At 70.6% G+C, this 16327-nt stretch carries 19 protein-coding genes; 13 read left to right on the forward strand and 6 right to left on the reverse strand.

The window, feature by feature from the left end; all coding sequences use genetic code 11:
- Nucleotides 1-216, forward strand: a 216-nt coding sequence (locus VMS22_03900) for a DUF4499 domain-containing protein (protein HXJ33160.1), incomplete at its 5' end; no start/stop codon positions are given.
- Here the strand turns inward: VMS22_03900 and VMS22_03905 are convergent.
- The 3 genes from VMS22_03905 to dusB are packed head-to-tail and all read right to left on the reverse strand — an operon-like array spanning nucleotide 213 to nucleotide 2695.
- Nucleotides 213-758 (reverse strand): hypothetical protein, encoded by a 546-nt coding sequence (locus VMS22_03905; GenBank protein HXJ33161.1) that lies wholly within the window; start codon nucleotides 756-758, stop codon nucleotides 213-215. The two genes, VMS22_03900 and VMS22_03905, sit on opposite strands and share 4 nt — an antisense overlap.
- Nucleotides 755-1459: a recombination-associated protein RdgC gene (rdgC, locus tag VMS22_03910; protein HXJ33162.1), complete on the reverse strand. Its 705-nt coding sequence runs from the start codon at nucleotides 1457-1459 to the stop codon at nucleotides 755-757. Before rdgC ends, VMS22_03905 begins: the two co-directional genes overlap by 4 nt.
- A gap of 42 nt (nucleotides 1460-1501) precedes the next feature.
- On the reverse strand, nucleotides 1502-2695 hold the full coding sequence (dusB, locus tag VMS22_03915; GenBank protein HXJ33163.1) for a tRNA dihydrouridine synthase DusB: 1194 nt from the start codon (nucleotides 2693-2695) through the stop codon (nucleotides 1502-1504).
- Between the two features lie 83 nt (nucleotides 2696-2778).
- Here dusB and VMS22_03920 point away from each other — a divergent pair, with 83 nt between their 5' ends.
- The 7 genes from VMS22_03920 to VMS22_03950 all read left to right on the forward strand — a co-directional run bounded on the left by VMS22_03920 (nucleotide 2779) and on the right by VMS22_03950 (nucleotide 9292).
- Nucleotides 2779-3528, forward strand: coding sequence for a class I SAM-dependent methyltransferase (locus VMS22_03920; GenBank protein HXJ33164.1), 750 nt, complete (start codon nucleotides 2779-2781; stop codon nucleotides 3526-3528).
- A 76-nt stretch (nucleotides 3529-3604) separates the two neighbouring features.
- On the forward strand, nucleotides 3605-4747 hold the full coding sequence (locus tag VMS22_03925; GenBank protein ID HXJ33165.1) for a Re/Si-specific NAD(P)(+) transhydrogenase subunit alpha: 1143 nt from the start codon (nucleotides 3605-3607) through the stop codon (nucleotides 4745-4747).
- Nucleotides 4744-6564, forward strand: coding sequence for an NAD(P)(+) transhydrogenase (Re/Si-specific) subunit beta (locus VMS22_03930; GenBank protein ID HXJ33166.1), 1821 nt, complete (start codon nucleotides 4744-4746; stop codon nucleotides 6562-6564). The genes VMS22_03925 and VMS22_03930 overlap by 4 nt, the downstream gene beginning before the upstream one ends.
- 108 nt (nucleotides 6565-6672) lie before the next feature.
- Complete coding sequence (locus VMS22_03935) at nucleotides 6673-7296, forward strand: glutathione S-transferase family protein (GenBank protein ID HXJ33167.1); 624 nt, start codon at nucleotides 6673-6675, stop codon at nucleotides 7294-7296.
- 90 nt (nucleotides 7297-7386) lie between these two features.
- Nucleotides 7387-8025 (forward strand): hypothetical protein, encoded by a 639-nt coding sequence (locus VMS22_03940; GenBank protein HXJ33168.1) that lies wholly within the window; start codon nucleotides 7387-7389, stop codon nucleotides 8023-8025.
- Nucleotides 8022-8654 carry a hypothetical protein gene (locus tag VMS22_03945; GenBank protein HXJ33169.1) on the forward strand — a complete coding sequence of 211 codons (633 nt, stop codon included), beginning with the start codon at nucleotides 8022-8024 and terminating at the stop codon, nucleotides 8652-8654. Before VMS22_03940 ends, VMS22_03945 begins: the two co-directional genes overlap by 4 nt.
- 29 nt (nucleotides 8655-8683) lie before the next feature.
- Entirely contained in the window at nucleotides 8684-9292 is a 609-nt protein-coding gene (locus tag VMS22_03950) for a hypothetical protein (GenBank protein HXJ33170.1), read from the forward strand.
- Nucleotides 9293-9305: 13 nt separating this feature from the next.
- Here the strand turns inward: VMS22_03950 and VMS22_03955 are convergent, their stop codons facing one another.
- Entirely contained in the window at nucleotides 9306-9956 is a 651-nt protein-coding gene (locus tag VMS22_03955) for a 7-cyano-7-deazaguanine synthase (GenBank protein ID HXJ33171.1), read from the reverse strand.
- A 102-nt stretch (nucleotides 9957-10058) separates the two neighbouring features.
- Between VMS22_03955 and VMS22_03960 the strand changes: the two genes are divergently transcribed.
- The 5 genes from VMS22_03960 to apaG are packed head-to-tail and all read left to right on the forward strand — an operon-like array spanning nucleotide 10059 to nucleotide 14166.
- Complete coding sequence (locus VMS22_03960; GenBank protein HXJ33172.1) at nucleotides 10059-11420, forward strand: hypothetical protein; 1362 nt, start codon at nucleotides 10059-10061, stop codon at nucleotides 11418-11420.
- Between the two features lies 1 nt (nucleotide 11421).
- The gene (locus tag VMS22_03965; protein HXJ33173.1) at nucleotides 11422-12846 is read left to right on the forward strand and encodes a YdiU family protein; all 1425 of its coding nucleotides are present in this window, start codon (nucleotides 11422-11424) and stop codon (nucleotides 12844-12846) included.
- A complete protein-coding gene (gene cyaY, locus VMS22_03970; GenBank protein HXJ33174.1) occupies nucleotides 12843-13163 on the forward strand; it encodes an iron donor protein CyaY in 321 nt (106 codons plus the stop codon). Before VMS22_03965 ends, cyaY begins: the two co-directional genes overlap by 4 nt.
- The gene (locus tag VMS22_03975) at nucleotides 13163-13738 is read left to right on the forward strand and encodes a tRNA-(ms[2]io[6]A)-hydroxylase (GenBank protein HXJ33175.1); all 576 of its coding nucleotides are present in this window, start codon (nucleotides 13163-13165) and stop codon (nucleotides 13736-13738) included. The genes cyaY and VMS22_03975 overlap by 1 nt, the downstream gene beginning before the upstream one ends.
- 44 nt (nucleotides 13739-13782) lie before the next feature.
- Nucleotides 13783-14166 carry a Co2+/Mg2+ efflux protein ApaG gene (gene apaG / locus VMS22_03980; GenBank protein HXJ33176.1) on the forward strand — a complete coding sequence of 128 codons (384 nt, stop codon included), beginning with the start codon at nucleotides 13783-13785 and terminating at the stop codon, nucleotides 14164-14166.
- Here the strand turns inward: apaG and VMS22_03985 are convergent.
- Entirely contained in the window at nucleotides 14114-15271 is a 1158-nt protein-coding gene (locus VMS22_03985) for a hypothetical protein (GenBank protein HXJ33177.1), read from the reverse strand. The genes apaG and VMS22_03985 overlap by 53 nt on opposite strands.
- Nucleotides 15268-16326 carry a transglycosylase SLT domain-containing protein gene (locus VMS22_03990; protein HXJ33178.1) on the reverse strand — a complete coding sequence of 353 codons (1059 nt, stop codon included), beginning with the start codon at nucleotides 16324-16326 and terminating at the stop codon, nucleotides 15268-15270. The genes VMS22_03985 and VMS22_03990 overlap by 4 nt, the downstream gene beginning before the upstream one ends.
- Nucleotide 16327 lies beyond the last annotated feature (1 nt).

A 16327-nucleotide genomic window follows, 5' to 3' on the forward strand; every position in this document is an offset into this window, starting at 1 on the left:
TACGACCTCTGGTGCACTCGGGTCACGACGGCGCTCCCGCAATGGCTCGTCCAGGCGATCTTCCTGGGCGCCATGGCGACGCACGTGGGCGAGGCGCTGTACGCCGCCCGGCTCGCGCGCGACGCCGGGCTCGGGGATGCGGCCCCGGGCTGGTTCTGGCAGACGCTCGCGCTCGGCTTCCCCTCGCTGCGCCTCCTGCGGCAGAAGATCTCCTAGCGCAGGGTCTCGATCCACGCGCGCAGCTCGGGCAGCGTGCGGCGCGTCCAGCTCGCAGAGCCGCGGACGCGACAGAACTCGGCGTAGAGATGGTCGAGCAGCTCGACCGCGCTCTCCATGTCGGCGATGCGCAGGAAGAGGTCGTTCTCGAACGCCGCGCGCGGGTCGTCGTGGGCGCTCTTGTCGTGGTCGCCGAGCTGCGGGCAGCGCAGGCTGTCGTAGGTGAGCATGCCGCCGTCGAGCGACAGCTCCCAGCGCCGCTCGCCGCGCAGGATGACGATCTTCGCCTGGTCGAGGAGCTTGCCGCGCCGCAGTCCGGCGCCGATCTCGGCCCGGAGGTCCCCCGTCCCCGCCACGGTGAGCCGCGGCTTGTCGGGCCCCGTGCCGGCGAGCGTCACGCGGTCGCCGAGCTGCAGCTCGATCGTGTGGCCGTCGCGCTCCATCCGGCCGCCGCCCTCCTCGATCGTGTGCACGAGCCAGGTGAGGAACTCACGTCCGAGAAAGCGCTTCGACTCGACGACCGCGACGAAATCCTCGTTCATTCGCGCATCTCCTCTTCGTCCTCGTCCTCGTCGGCCTCGACCGGGGGGAGCGGGAGGCGCGGCACCTCGGAGGGCGGGGCGGCCGCCGTCCCCGTGAGGCTCGCCGGCTCGACGGCGCGGACCGCGTCGACGTGATGCGGCTCCAGACCCACGTGCTCGGCCGCGAGGTACGGGATCAGCGGGACCGGTGTCACGCCGAACGTGCGGCGGAAGCAGTCGCCGAACGCCTCGCGCGCGGCCCGGAGCTTGCCGCTGAAGTAGACCCGACCCGCCTCGAGATTCCACACGACGTCGAACAGGCGCGGCGTCGGCAGCGCCCGGGCCACCAGGCGCTGGGCGATCTCGTCCTTGATCTCACGGCGCTCGGCCGCCCCGAGCTTGCCCACGCCACGCTCCGCCTTGCGCTCGTTCTCGAGCCGCCGGCGCTCCAGCATGAGGAGCTTCGGCGGCACGAGCCGCTTGTCGTAGCGAAATCCCAGGACGAGGTAGTGGTGGAAGAAGAGGTCCGCGGCCGTGAACTCGACCAGCAACGGATCGTGGATCGTGACCCAGCCCCACGCCTGCCGCGCGTCGCCCACGCCGGGCTCGCTCTCGCGAAACGCGTGCTTCGTGACGGCGCGCGCGATCGCGTCGCGCTCGACGCGCGCCGGCTTCGCGGCGACGAAGCGGACGACACTCGTGCTGGCGGAGAGGAGTCCCACGGGGGCGGCGGTGGTAGCACCGACGTCCCGTCGCGTGCAACCTCAGCCGCCGTCGAGCGCGGCGTCCCACGCGCGCCGCTCGGCGGGATCGTCGGGCTCGGGCGGCGGCGTGTCGTCGTCGCGCGCCGCGAGGTAGCCGTGCGGCAGCGTCACGCGCTGCACCCGGTTGTCCTTCACCCGGTTGTGCCGGACCGTGCGCAGCGGAAACGGCTCGCTCGGATCGAGGCGGGCGAGGATGGCGTCCATCTCGCCCAGCGACCCGATGCGCATGAGCGCCGCGCGCGCCGCGGCCGAGTGCTGGAAGCCGGTCGTGTACCAGGCGCACCACTTGCGCATCTGGCGCATGCCGTTCGCCGTTCCGAAGAACTCGACCAGCATCTCCGCGTGGCGGCGCATGAGCGCGAGGATCGTGCCGAGGACGGGCTGCGGATCCGGCTCGACGCCGTCGAACACCTGCGCCAGCTCGCGGAAGAGCCACGGGCGGCGCAGGCACCCGCGGCCGACGATGACGCCGTCGCACCCGGTCTCGCGCATCATGCGGAGCGCGTCCCAGCACTCCCACACGTCGCCGTTGCCCAGCACGGGAATGCCGACGCTGCGCTTGAGGGCGGCCACGGCGTCCCAGTCGGCCGCCCCGGAGTAGAGCTGCGCCGCCGTGCGCGCGTGGAGGCCGATCGCCGCCGCGCCCTCGGCCTCGGCGACGCGCCCGGCGTCGACGTACGTGAGCAGCCCGTCGTCGATGCCCTTGCGCACCTTCACGGTGACCGGCACCCGCCCCGCGCCCCGCACCGCCGCCCGCACGATGCGCGCCAGCAGGCGCGGCTTCACGGGAATGGCCGCTCCGCCGCCGTGGCGCGTCACCTTGGGAACGGGGCAACCGAAGTTCATGTCGAGGTGGGCGACGCCGTCGTCCACGAGCGCGCGCGCCATCTCGCCGACCTCGTCCGGGTCGTGCCCGTAGATCTGCACCGAGCGCGGCGATTCGTCGGGGCGGCTCGAGGCGAGCAGGTGCGTGCGGTGGTTCCCCTCGAGGAACCCGCGTGCGTTGATCATCTCCGAGACGTAGAGCCCTGCGCCGAACTCGCGGCACAGGCGGCGGAAGGGGTAGTTCGTGACCCCGGCCATCGGCGCCAGCACGACCGGAGGCCACACCGAGAGGCCGGCGAGCCGCAGGGGCTGGAACTCACCGGGCCGGGCCGTGGGGACGGTCGTATTCTCGGGAAGCGCGGCGCGCATGAGGCGCCCGGCAGCGTAGACGCGGCGGAGTGCGCGGGCAAACCGCCGTTGACAGGCGCCGCCCGTCGCGTCACGACCCTCGCGTGGGCATCTCCTACGACGCGTTCGCGCCGCACTTCGACGCCTGGCAGCGCTCGTTCGGGTGCGCATACGACGACCTGATCCTGCCCCGCATCGTCGACGTCCTCGGGCGCCACGCGCCCGCCGCCCGGCGCATCGCCGACCTCGGCATCGGCACGGGCGACCTCGCGATCGCGCTGGCGCGTCGCGGCTACGATCTGGTCGGTGTCGACGTCGCGCCGGCGATGCTGGCCGTCGCGCGGGCGAAGGCGGCCCGGGCGGGCGTCCGGCTGACGCTCGTCGAGCAGGATCTCCGGGCGCTGCGCTTGGAGCCGCCGGCCGACGTCGTCCTCTGCGTGTACACGGTCGTGAACCAGCTCACGGCCGACGGCGATCTCGATCGCGCGCTCGCGTCGATCCATCGCAGCCTCGTGCCGCACGGACTCCTCGTGTTCGAGCTCAACCTCGCCGCGAGCTACGAGCGCTACTGGTCGGGCGAGGAGACGGTCGACGTCGGCGACGCCGTGGTCGTGCGGACGCACCGCCGCCGCGAGGGCTCTGCGGTGATCGAGGCCGACGTGTCGATCCGCCGGCGCTCGTGCGGCGGCTGGGACGAGGTGCGCGACCACATCGCGCAACGGCCGTACGGCGACGACGAGGTCGAGGCGGCCCTCGTCCGCGGGGGCTTCGATCGGGTCGCGTGCGAGCGCTACGACCCCTTCGACGAGAACGCGCAGCCGACGAAGGCCCTGTGGACCTGCCGGCGGGTCTAGGAGCCCACCAGACCGGTCACGGCCTTTCTCCGGGCGCCCATCATCTGCTATGCGCGCCGCCCATGAGTGAGATCCCATGAAGATCGCGGTTCCGAGGGAGATCGTCCCCGGTGAGCGCCGCGTCGCGCTGACGCCCGACGCGACTGCCGTGCTCGTGAAGGCCGGCCTCGAGGTGCTCGTCGAGGCAGGTGCGGGCGTCGGCGCGTTCCACGCCGACCCGGCGTTCGAGAAGGCCGGTGCCCGGATCGTTCCAGACGCGGCCACGCTCTACGGGCAGGCCGACGTCGTGCTGAAGGTCCAGAAGCCCAGTCTGGACGAGGTCGACCGGCTGCGCGAGGGCGCCGTGCTGGTCGCGTTCCTCCAGGCACTCGGCAGCCCGGACCTCGTGCAGCGGCTCGCCGCGCGGCGGATCACGAGCTTCGGCATGGAGGGCGTCCCGCGCATCAGTCGCGCGCAGAAGATGGACGCCCTCTCGTCGCAGGCGAACCTTGCGGGCTACAAGGCGGTCCTCATCGCGGCCGCATCCCTCGCGAAATTCTTCCCCATGCTGATGACGGCCGCGGGAACCATCTTCGCCGCTCGGGTGCTCGTGATCGGCGCCGGCGTAGCCGGGCTGCAGGCCATCGCGACCGCGCGCCGGCTCGGCGCGCAGGTGTGGGGCTACGACGTCCGGGCCGCGGTGAAGGAGCAGGTCGAGAGCCTCGGCGCCAAGTTCCTCGAGTTCGACCTCGGTATCGCCGACGCCGAGGACAAGGGCGGCTACGCGAAGGCGCTCTCGGCCGACGCGGCCCGCCGCCAGCAGGAGATGCTCGCGGAGCGGACGAAGGACTTCGACGTCGTCGTCACGACCGCGCTCGTGCCGGGGAGGCCCGCGCCGCGCCTCGTCACGAAGGAGACGGTCGCGGGCATGCGGCCCGGCTCGGTCATCGTCGACCTCGCGGCCGAAGCGGGTGGCAACTGCGAGCTGACGGAGGCCGACGCGGTCGTCGTCAAGCACGGCGTCACGATCCACGGTCCGACCAACCTTCCGGCGACGATGCCGGTGCACGCGAGCCAGCTGTACGCGCGCAACGTCACCGAGTTGCTGAACGAGTTCGTCAAGAAGGGCGAGCTGGCGCTCGACCTCGACGACGAGGTCATCAAGGGCACCTGCGTCACGCACGACGGCAGGATCGTCAACGACGCGGTCAAGGCCGCGGTGGCGGGGAAGACGGCATGACGACCGAGCTCGACGTCGGCCTCTACATCTTCATGCTGGCCGGGTTCCTCGGCTACCACATCATCACCCGGGTCCCGCCGCTCCTGCACACGCCGCTCATGTCGGCGACCAACGCGATCGCGGCGATCTCGCTGGTCGGCTCGCTCGTGGTCGCGGGCAGCGACTACAGCAACGTGCCGAACGGCTGGGTGTGCACGCTCCTGGGCTTCATCGCCGTCACCTGCTCGTCGACGAACGCGGTCGGCGGGTTCCTCATCACGGACCGGATGCTGCGGATGTTCAAGACCGCCGAGGACCGGGCGAAGGGTACGCGTCGGCCGGTCGAGCTGCAGGCGCTCGGTGTCGTGGTGGCTCTCGTCGGCAGCGTCGTCGCCGTTCTCTACGCAGCCAAGCCCGCGGGCATGGAGATGGGGGAGTTCGTCCGCGCACACGTGGCCGAGGCGGCGCTCCGCTATTGCTACATCGTCTCGGCGGCGATGTTCGTGCTCGGTCTCAAGGGCCTGAGCTCGCCCAAATGGGCGCGCCGGGGAATGGCGCTCGCAGCCCTCGGGATGTTCATCGCCGTCGTCGGCACGCTCTTCCACCCTCACATCGTCACCTACCGGTGGATCGCGCTCGGGTTCGCGATCGGGGCGGTGGTCGGGGGCACGATGGGGCTGCGCATCCCGATGACCGCCGTCCCCCAGCGAACCGCGATATCGCACTCGCTCGGCGCGCTGGCGGCGTGCCTCGTCGGTGTTTCCGAGTATTTCCGCTACCAGGGGCAGCTCGACCGTGTGACCCTGACGGCCCTCGACTTCGAGGTCGTCGTCGGCGGGCTCACGTTCACGGGAAGCCTGATCGCCGCCGCCAAGCTCCAGGAGCTGCTGCGCGGACGGCCGATCACGTACCGGGGGCAGAACGTCATCAGCCTCGCGCTCCTCGCAGTCATCGTTGCGTCCGGGGCCTACCTCGTCGTCACCCAGGCAGCGACGGTCTTCTTCTACGTGATGGTCGCGATGTCGTTCGTATTCGGGCTGCTCCTCGTCATCCCGATCGGCGCGGCGGACATGCCGGTGGTGATCGCGCTCTTGAACTCCTACGGCGGGCTCGCGGACGCGGCGATGGGCTTCGTCCTGATGAACAAGATCCAGATCATCACGGGCTCGCTCGACGGCACCTCGGGCTTCCTGCTGGCGCTCCTCATGTGTCGTGCGATGAACCGCTCGGCGGTGAACGTCCTCTTCGGCGCCTTCGGCACCGCGTCCGACGAGGACGTGGCTGCCGCCGCCGAGGCGAAGGGCACCGTGCGCAACATCACGGCCGAGGAGACGGCCGTCCTGTTCGAGACCGCGCGCAACCTCGTCATCGTGCCGGGCTACGGCATGGCCGTGGCGCAAGCGCAGCACGCGGTCGCCGAGCTGGGGAGCATCCTCAAGGAACGCGGCGTCGACGTGAAGTACGCGATCCATCCGGTCGCCGGGCGCATGCCGGGGCACATGAACGTGCTGCTGGCCGAGGCCAACGTCCCGTACGATCAGCTACACGAGATGGAGGCGATCAATCCATCCTTTCCCGACACCGACATCGTGCTCGTCGTCGGAGCCAACGACGTCACGAATCCGGCCGCCAAGCAGAACAAGTCGAGCCCGCTCTACGGAATGCCGATCCTGGAGGTCGATCGCGCCAAGTCGATCATCGTGCTCAAGCGCAGCATGCGACCGGGGTTCGCCGGCGTCGACAACGATCTCTACTACGACGAGAAGTGCATGATGCTCTTCGGCGACGCCAAGGCGAGCATCACGAAGCTCATCACCGAGATGAAGTCGCTGCTGTGACGCCGGCGCCGGCGAACGCCGGACCTGCGACGCCGGGCGGCGTCGATCCCCCTTGCGTATGCCGGCCCCGCCTGCTCCGATGCGCGCACACCGGAGCGGAGGGACGTCATGCTGAAGGTGCACCACCTCAACAACTCGCGCTCGCAACGCATCCTGTGGTTGCTCGAGGAGCTCGGCACGCCGTACGAGATCGTGAAGTACCAGCGCATGGCGCCGATGCCGCTGGCGCCGCCCGAGCTGAAGCAGGTCCATCCGCTCGGCAAGTCGCCCGTCATCACCGACGGCAACAAGACGATCGCCGAGTCCGGCGCGATCGTCGAGTACATCCTCGACACGTACGGAAACGGTCGCCTGCGCCCGCAACCCGGCACCGACGACCACTGGAAATACATCGAGTGGATGCACTACGCGGAAGGATCGGCGATGGGGCCTCTCCTGCTGGCACTCTTCACGAGCCTGCTCGGCGACGGCGCCGCGCCCCTGCGTCCGTACATCGACTCGCAGATCGAGAACCAGCTCTCCTACATGGAGAACGCGCTCGGGAGCCACGACTTCTTCGTCGGGAACGACCTCACCGGCGCCGACATCCAGCTCCTGTTCGTCCTCGAAGCCGCGGGCGAGCGTCTGACTCCCTATCCCAAGCTCGTGGCCTATCGCGACCGCATGCACGCGCGCCCGGCCTACAAGCGCGGCATCGAAAAGGGTGGTCCGTATCAGTTGATGGGTCGTTGACCACGCGGGACCAGCGGGTCCATAGTCCATCCCGTGTGGGCTTTCCGCTGGCGGCCGGTCACGCTACGCGACGCCGCGAGAATCCCTGCCGTGCGTGCTCTGCCTCTCGTGACCCTCGTGGCGCTCCTCTTCGTCGCCGCGCACGCGGCGGAAGCGGCGTTCTGCAAGAAGCGAAACGGGGCCGTCTTTTCGCGCGACGCGTGCAAGGCCAAGGAGACGGAGGTGGACCTCGCCGCGGTCGGCGGCGCCCCGAAAGGCGACCCCGGCGCACCGGGCAAGAGCCAACCCCGACTTCGCGCCGTGGACGCGAACGGCGTGCAGGTCCCCGGTACCTTCGACACGCTGCTCCAGTTCGTCTTCCGGCTGCCGGGACGGCGACCCTTCTCCTTCGCCTTCGGGCCGAACGGTTTGGTCGGCGGGATCGTGTGGTTCGACGGCCCGACCTGCACTGGTGGGCGTTGGATCTCGTCACAGCCCATCCTGTTGTACGACGTGGCGTTCATCGACGGCACGACGGCATACTACCCAGGCGATCCAGTCGAGATGCATGCCATCATGTCGTTCGGGCTCCGCACGGTTCCCGAGCAGTGCACCGGCGTTGGCAGGACGTACATCGCGGCGGCTGGCCTCTGCTGCACTGTAGCCTCGGGCTCTATCACCGCAGGGCCGCCGACGCCCGTCGACCTCGGGGGCTTCGTGCCACCGTTCCGCGTGGAGGTCGAGGAGTGACGGGTCGCGAGCGTCTGCTGCTCGTCGCCGTCGCCGCCGCGCTCGTGGCGACGCCGCTGCGCGCATACGCCGTTCTGTGCAGAGCGAAGAACGATGCGGTCTTCGTGCGCGAGGCGTGCAAGCGAAAGGAGACGGTCGTCGACTTGTCCAAGGGCGATCCCGGTCCGAATGCCGTCTCCACGCTTCGCGCCTACGCAGTCGACGCGACCGGCAAGCGGATCGGGTTCGTGAGCGCCACCGGCTACATCGTGATGACGCGCGGAAACGTCGGCATCCGTGCAATCGCGACCGTCGACGGGTTCCTGAAAGTCGGAGGGCTCTACTTCGAGGCGCCCGGCTGCGCCGGGACGCCGCTCGTGCCGGCGTCCAGCAGCGTGGTCTATCTGCCGCTCGTCATCGTGGGCGCGAGCGGCTACTACGGTGGCGGCTCCGTCGCGACACGAACTCTGCAGTCGGCCGCGGTGAGCACGACGGCGCAGGGCTGCATGAGCGCCGGCCAGACCTACGATCCCGCGAGCGGCGTGTGCTGCTCGAACTTCACGTCTCCCTCGCAGGTGTCGGCGGCCGTCGCGATCCCGATCGACATCAGCGAATTCGTGCCGCCCTTCGGCGTGGAGCTGGAGCGATGAGACGTACCTGGGCCGTCCTCCTCCTCGCAGTGAGCCTCGCGGCGTCGCCCGCCGCGGCGGAGATCTTGTGCAAGGCGCGCAGCGGACGACTCTTCATCCGGGCGAGCTGCAAGAAGCGCGAGACGCCCCTCGACCTGCCCAAGGGGCAAGCTGGCGATCCGGGAGCGCCGCCGGGGGCCCCTGTTCGCGTGGTGGACAATGCGGGCCTGCAGGTCGGAGAGTTCGCGGAGCCGGGGCGTGACGACGACGACACGAGCGTCGTCTTCGAGCACGACGGTCATCTGGTCCGGTTCATCACCAGACCCGCGGGCTTCCCTTCCTTCGGCAGCTTGTATCACCTCGTCGCCCAGTGCGCCGACGCGCCTTTCATGGGGGCCAGCAGCACCGTGGCATTGGTGCGGTTTGGATTCGTCATCGGCTCGGCTGGCTTCTATGCGGGCGATCCTGTGGAAATGAAGGCGATCGTCTCCCAGGAGTACACCCCCCCGAACGGGAGCTGCGGCATGGCCGAGACCCTGCCCAACGGCAACTGCTGCCAGAACAGCAGCATGCCGATCATGCAAATCGTTGGACCTGCGACGAAGGTGTTCGATCTTCCCTCGCTCGGCCTGACACCCCCGTTCCACCTGCAGCCCTGACCCGACCGCACGACTACCGGACGCGCGCGTAGCGCGTTCGATCCTCCACCCCGGCTTCACGGAACGCCTCCACCCGCTCACGGCACTTGTTGCAGTCGCCGCAGTGGAGCCCGTCGGTACCGGGCCGCGCGCACGAGAGCGTCAGCTCGAGCGGAAGCGAGCGGCCGCGCCGGATGACGTCGGTCTTCGAGAGGCCCCGGTAGGGCGTGACGATCGTGAGGCCCGCGCGGAGACCGTCCGACGCGACGCGGGCGAGCCCGGCGAAGAACTCCGCCGTCGCATCCGGAAACGGGTTGCCGGCGAGCGAGCCGAGGGCGAGCGTCGGCCACCCTTCGATCGCCGCGAGCACGAGCGCCTTCGCCAGGAGGATGAGATTCCGGCCGCGCAGCTCGACGGTGTCGTCCGGCGCGTCCCAGTCGGGCGTGCCGACGCCCGTCATGCTCCAGTGGGCGCCGTAGACGTCGCCCATCGGAAGATCGAGATCACGGATCGGCGCGATGCGCTCGTCGCCGACGGCCGCGATGAAGCGGGCGAGCGCCTCTCGCTCGGCCGTCTCCCAGGCATGACCCGCATGGACCACTATGGGGACGGCGCGGCCGGTCTTGTGCGCCATCTCCACGAGCAGGACCGCCGAGTCGAGGCCCCCGGACGAGAGGACCGCCACGGGACCTCGCACATCCGACATCGCGGGGCGATTATCGGCACGACCGGAGAGGGTCAAGGCGGGCATTCCCACTGCTCGGCGTTCGTGTATTCTTCCGCCCCCGTGACTGACCGTTCTCCGCAGTACGTGGTCGCGGTCGTGGGGGGAGCCACCGCCGGTGCCGAAGCCGCCGGCTTGCTCGCGGCCCGCGGCATCACCACGGTCGTCTTCGAGCAGAACCCCCGTCCCTACGGCAAGATCGAGGACGGCCTGCCGCGTTGGCACGTGAAGGTTCGCAAGAAGGAGTACGAGACCATCAACGCCCGTCTCGCACGCCCCGGCGTCCACTTCGTCCCCAACACGAAGATCGGACGGGACATCGATTTCGCGGAGCTCGCCAAGGGCTGGGGCTTCTCGGCCGTCGTGCTTGCGAACGGTGCCTGGCGCGATCGACCGTTCCCGATCGACGGTGCCGACCAGTACGTCGGCAAGGGCCTCGTCTACCAGAACCCGTTCATCCACTGGTTCAACCACTTCACCGAGCGTGACTATCGCGGGCCGCAGTACGAGATCATCGACGGAACGATCGTCGTGGGTGGCGGCCTCGCCTCGATCGACGTCATGAAGGTCCTGCAGCTCGAGGGCGTGCGCCGCGCGCTCGCCGAGCGCGGCATCGACGAGGACTTGAAGAAGCTCGAGGCCGAGGGCGTTCCCGCCGTCCTCGGCGAGCATGGGCTCTCCTGGGAGAAGCTCGGGCTCGCGGGCGCGACGCTCTTCTACCGCCGACGGATCGAGGACATGCCCCTCGCCGAGATCCCCGAAGGGGCGGATCCGGCGCGGATCCAGAAGTGCGAGGCGACCCGCCACAAGATCCTCAAGAAGGCGATGCAGAAGTACTGCTTCGCGGTGTCGCCGCTGCGCCAAGCGGTTGGCCTGCTGGTCGAAGGAGGACGGCTCGTGGGGCTGCGCTTCCAGCGCACGCGCGTCGAGGGCGGGAAGGCGATCCCCGTCGACGGCGCCATCGAGGACGTCCATGCGCCGCTCGTCGTGAGCTCGATCGGCAGCGTACCCGAGCCGATGCGGGGCATCCCCATGAAGGACGTCGTCTACCAGTGGGCCGACGAGCAGCTCGGCCGGCTGGCGGGCTACGAGACCGTCTTCAGCGTCGGGAACGTCCTCACGGGCAAGGGCAACATCATCGCCTCGCGTCGCCACAGCGCCTCGGTCAGCGCGCACGTGATCGAGCAGTTCCTCGGCGTCGGCAACGGCAAGCACAGGGAGGAAGAGGCCGTATTCGCAGCCGCGACGGCGGCGGTCGGCGCGCAGGCGAGCCGGATCGCCGACCACGTGACCGGCGGCAAGCCGCTCGAGCCCACTCTCGCCGACGCGATCATGGCCAAGGTGCGCGCGCGGCAGGAGGCCGTCGGGTACACCTGCTCGTACCGCGAGTGGCTCGAGCGCGTGACGCCGCCCGACCTCGCCTGAGTTGCCGATCGCCCCGAGCTACCGGCCCGCGCCGCACGTCCTGGAGCTGGGCGACGGCTTCTGGGACGTCGTCACGCCGGCGCGCTTCCCGCAGCACGTGCGCCGTCATCGCAGCCAGCGCTGGGCCGACCGGGTCGGCCTCGGCACGCTCGACGACGCGGAGTGGGAGGCGCACTTCGCCGGTTTCGCGTCGCTCCCCGACAACCTGACCGAGCGCCTCTCGCTGCGCTACCACGGCCACCAGTTCCGCGCCTACAATCCACACCTGGGCGACGGGCGTGGCTTCCTGTTCGCACAGCTCCTCGACGATGACGGCCGTCTCCTCGACCTCGGTACCAAGGGCAGCGGCCAGACGCCCTGGTCGCGCGGCGGCGACGGGCGGCTGACGCTGAAGGGCGGCGTGCGCGAGGTGCTCGCGACCGAGATGCTCGAGGCGCTCGGGGTCTACACCTCGAAGTCGCTCTCGTTGTTCGAGACCGGCGAGGCGCTCGAGCGGGGCGACGAGCCGTCGCCCACACGATCGTCGGTGCTGGTGCGCCTCTCGCACTCGCACGTGCGCTTCGGCAGCTTCCAGCGCCACGCCGCCCTGCGCGACGAGGCCCGCGTGGGCCGGCTCCTCGCGTACGCCGCGAGGCACCTCGTGCCGGAGGGTGGCGAGACCCCGCAAGGGTTTCTGCGCGCGGTCGTGCGGCGCAGCGCGCGTCTGGTCGCGAGCTGGACGGTCGCCGGCTTCGTCCACGGCGTGCTCAACACCGACAACATGAACGTCACCGGCGAGAGCTTCGACTACGGCCCGTATCGCTTCCTGCCCACCTTCGACCCGGAGTTCGTCGCCGCGTACTTCGATCACACGGGGCTCTACCGCTTCGGGCGGCAGCCGGCGATCGTGCTGTGGAACCTCGAGCGCCTGGCCGAAACCTTGACGCTCGTCTCGCCGGCGGAGCCGCTTCGCCGGGCGCTCGCGCACTACGAGACCGACGTCCACGAGGCGATGGCGGCGCAGCTCACCGCCCGGCTCGGGCTCGTCCCCCGCGGCCTCGACGACGACGGCGCCCTCGTCGCGGCGACCTTCGGGTGGCTGCGCGAGAGCGGCATCGTTTTCGACGCGTTCTTCTTCGACTGGTACGGCGGCGAGACGAGCGCGGGCCGGGCGCTCGCCGGGCCGCGCGCCGCGCGCTACGGCGAACCGGGGTTCGGGGCGTTGCGGCGCCGGCTCGCGACCTACGACCCCGCGCACCCCGCGAGCCTCGCGCTCCCCTACTACCGGCGCGACGAACCGTGTAGCCTCCTCTACGACGAGATCGAAGGGATCTGGGCGGCGATCGCGGAGCGCGACGACTGGTCGCGCTTCGACGCGAAGCTCGCGGCGATCGGCGAGCTGCGCGCGTCGAATCCGGATCTCGCGGAACGAGGACGAGCGACATGACCGAGCACGAATACCAGGAGCACGCCGCGGGTTGTCTCGCGACGGTGGCGCGCTGGATCGACCGGATCGACGACGACGCGCTCGACCGCGCGACCGGCGACGGCCTCGTCGCGATCGAGTTCGAGGACGGCACGAAGTACGTGCTGAACCGTCAGGGTGCCGCGCACCAGATGTGGTTCGCGGCCGGCGCGCGCGCCTGGCACTACGACTGGGACGGGGCCGCGTGGGTGGACGACCGCGACCGGCATCGCCTGTACGAGCGCATCGCCGAGGTCGTGGGTGCGAAGCTCGGCCGGACCGTTCCGCCCGTGGGGTGATGCTGGGCCTCGCATCGGAGACGTCGCCCGCGTGGGTCGCGCGGGCGCTGGCGCATCTGGACGAGATGCTGGTCGATCACGCGCATTGCGAGAAGAAGGCCGCCTCGACCGCGGTGAGCCTGCTCTTCCGCTATCCGGAGCGCAGCGAAATGCTGCCCGTGCTGTCTGCGCTCGCACGCGAGGAGCTGAGCCACTTCGAGCAGATGCTGGAGCTCCTCGCCGCACGGGGCATCGTGTACCGGCGTCTCGCCCCGGCGCCGTACGCGACCGATCTCCTCGCCGCCGTCCGTTCCGAAGAGCCGGAGCGTCTGCTCGACACGCTCCTCTGTCTCTCCCTCATCGAGGCCCGAAGCTGCGAGCGCATGAAGCTGCTGGCCGAGCACGTGCCGGACCCGGAGCTCGCGGTCTTCTACCGGGGTCTGCTCGCGAGCGAAGCGCGCCATCACCAGGGCTACGTCGAGCTCGCCGCCGGCGTCGCCGGCGACGCGGCTGCGCGCGCGCGGCTCGGCATGCTCGCCGCGCACGAGGCGAGCGTCATCGCCGCGGCGCCGCCGCTCGCGCGCATGCACGCGTGAGCGGTTGACTCCCCGCGGTCGACTCTCTAGGAAAACCGCCGCTCATGCCGACGCTCGTCACCGAAGGAGTCCGCGTCACGGTCGAGTCGACGTACCTCGCCGATCGCTCGCAGCCCGACCAGAACAGCTTCGCGTTCGCCTACATGGTGACGATCGCGAACGAGGGACACGCGCGCGTGCAGCTCATGCGGCGCCACTGGATCATCACCGACGGCAACGGCGAGGTGCGCGAGGTCGAAGGGCCGGGCGTCGTCGGCGAGCAGCCGGTCCTGGCCCGGGGCGAGGTGCACCAGTACACGAGCGGCGCCGTGCTGACGACGCCGGTCGGCACGATGGAGGGCACGTACGAGATGCACGAGCCGGGCGGGCGCGTCTTCAGGGCGGCGATCCCGCGCTTCGCGCTCCAGAAGCCCGGCGTGCTCCAGTGAGATAGTCGGCCCCCCGCTCCCAGAGCGCCTCGAAGCGGGCGAGGTCGAAGCCACTGCCCGTCACGAGCCAATCGAAGTGCGGGGGCTTCAGCGTCGTGTCGCCGAAGTGCCCGATGACGTCCAGGTGATCCCCGTGCGCGGCGTGCAGCAGCTCGCCGTGCACCTGCGAGAGCGTCGGCACGACACCGTCGCTGTCGGTCGGATCGGGGAGGGTCCCGTAGGCCGCCCGCAGGGTCTCGACCGCGGCGGAGGCGAGCGCGGGCAGGCACGCATCGGGATCGCTCGCGGCCGCGTGGAGCGCCCGATAGACCAGGTGCGAGACGTGCGCCGTCGGATCGAGGCCGGGCGTGAGCCATGATCCGAGGCTCGGCGGCGTCGCGCGCGAGGCGATCGACCCGTAGCGGACGCCCGGGCGGTCGCGCGTCGTCGCTTCGAACGTCTCCATGGCGTCGGGCATGAGCTGGGTCAGCAGCCCCTGGTCCGAACGCACGTCGGTGAAGAACTGCGTGATCGCCTGCCGGCGCTCGGGAGTGAACTCGTCGAGGAGGTCGCGGAAGAGCTGATCCAGGAGCGCACTGTTCGGCCCGAGGTTGTCCAGGCGTGCGTACGCCGCGCCGAGCCCGAGCAGCGCCGAGAGCGGCAGATGTCCCAGACGCAGCGCGCGGATCGTCCCGAGCGACAGCAGCTCGAGGAGGTTCGCGCCCAGGCGCGTCGCGAAGAACGCGGCGACCGGCGTACCGCGATGCGGAGTCGAGACGCACAGGACGGCGGTCACCCGCTGCGCCATCGCCTCGACGTCGTACTCGGTCGGCAGCACGACACCGGGCGCGAGCAGGAGCCGGCAGTCGAGGCCGCCGCTCGAATGGCCCACGAGATGGATCGGCGCCTGGTCGGCGACCTCGATGTGCAGCGTCTCGAGGAGCCGCGCGGCTCGCCTGGGCAGCGACGCCGTCGGGTGCGTGCGCACGACGTGGAGGATCGGCTCGAAGCCGCGCGCCACGTACGCGTCGTGCAGGTAGGTGTGGACGTGTCCGAAGTAGGCGAGGTCGCCGAGGTTCGCGAACCCGAAGAAGCCCGGCACGAGGACGACGTGGACGCGGCTCATCGCGATCCGACCAGGGCCTCTTCGGCCGAGAGCCCCGGAATGCCGACCGCCTGGACGTGGCGCGCGTTGTCGCCGTCCTCGTAGCGCGGCAGGCGTCCCTCGTCGTGCCAGAGGCGGTAGGCGAGGGCGGCGGTGAGCACCCGCACCGGGTAGTCGCGCGGCACGTTCTGCAGGTAGGGCTGCACGGTCACGAAGTCGTGCGCGCCGTACTGGCGCATGATGGTCGCGAGCCCGCCGTTGCGCGGCCCGATGTTGTACGCGAGCAGCGTGAGGAACGGCTCGCCGTGCATCTGGTCGTAGTACAGCCGCAGGGTCGCGGCCGCCAGATAGGCGTTGTGGCGATGGTCGCGCACGTCGAGCTCGGTCACGCCGAGCTGCCGTTTGACCTGCGCCACCGCCTCGGCGGGCGGCGCCGTGATCTGGAAGAGCCCGCGACCGCCGTCGGCGCTGTCGCGCGGATTGAACGACGACTCCGCGCCGGCGATGCCCATCAGCACCTCGGCGTCGACGGCGAACGCATCGGCCGCCTCGTGCACCACGGCGTCGACCTCGCGCGAGCGCTCGAGCATGTGCTCCCAGGCCTTCGGCTCGGTGCGGCGGTAGGCGGCGTACACCTGGTGCGCGAGCGTCGTGCGCTGCGCTTCGGTCGAGCCCCCGACGGCCTGGCGCAGGCTCGTCACGTCGGCGCGATACGCGGGATGGAACGTCCAGACGACGGCGGCGAGCGCCAGCCCCGACGCGACGGTGAGCGGCGCGCGGGGATCATGCGCGGCGAGCCAGCCTCGCGCCGCGAGCCAGCCGCGGAGCAGGAGGGCGACCGCGACCCCGATCGCGAGCACGGTGGCCGCGAACGGCAGCAGATGCGACCACAGCCGATCGCCGGCGAAGCGCGCCGACACGTGCCCCAGCGCCATGGTGACGACGATGAGCGCGGTCACCAGGATCGCCAGCGCTTCGCCCGCCCCGTGCAGGCCGATCTGCCAGACGGGACCCGTCGCACGACGCCGTCGCTTCCGCGCGCGTCGTCGCCGTCCCTTCACCGCCGCTCCCGCCACC

The organism is Candidatus Eisenbacteria bacterium (assembly GCA_035577985.1).
Taxonomy (GTDB): domain Bacteria; phylum Desulfobacterota; class Binatia; order DP-6; family DP-6; genus DATJZY01.

Bases quoted from the DNA above. Each gene is read 5' to 3' on its own strand.
- VMS22_03905 (HXJ33161.1), bottom strand. From the start codon at position 758: ATGAACGAGGATTTCGTCGCGGTCGTCGAGTCGAAGCGCTTTCTCGGA.
- dusB (HXJ33163.1), bottom strand. From the start codon at position 2,695: ATGCGCGCCGCGCTTCCCGAGAATACGACCGTCCCCACGGCCCGGCCC.
- VMS22_03925 (HXJ33165.1), top strand. From the start codon at position 3,605: ATGAAGATCGCGGTTCCGAGGGAGATCGTCCCCGGTGAGCGCCGCGTC.
- VMS22_03930 (HXJ33166.1), top strand. From the start codon at position 4,744: ATGACGACCGAGCTCGACGTCGGCCTCTACATCTTCATGCTGGCCGGG.
- VMS22_03935 (HXJ33167.1), top strand. From the start codon at position 6,673: ATGCTGAAGGTGCACCACCTCAACAACTCGCGCTCGCAACGCATCCTG.
- cyaY (HXJ33174.1), top strand. From the start codon at position 12,843: ATGACCGAGCACGAATACCAGGAGCACGCCGCGGGTTGTCTCGCGACG.
- VMS22_03975 (HXJ33175.1), top strand. From the start codon at position 13,163: ATGCTGGGCCTCGCATCGGAGACGTCGCCCGCGTGGGTCGCGCGGGCG.
- apaG (HXJ33176.1), top strand. From the start codon at position 13,783: ATGCCGACGCTCGTCACCGAAGGAGTCCGCGTCACGGTCGAGTCGACG.
- VMS22_03985 (HXJ33177.1), bottom strand. From the start codon at position 15,271: ATGAGCCGCGTCCACGTCGTCCTCGTGCCGGGCTTCTTCGGGTTCGCG.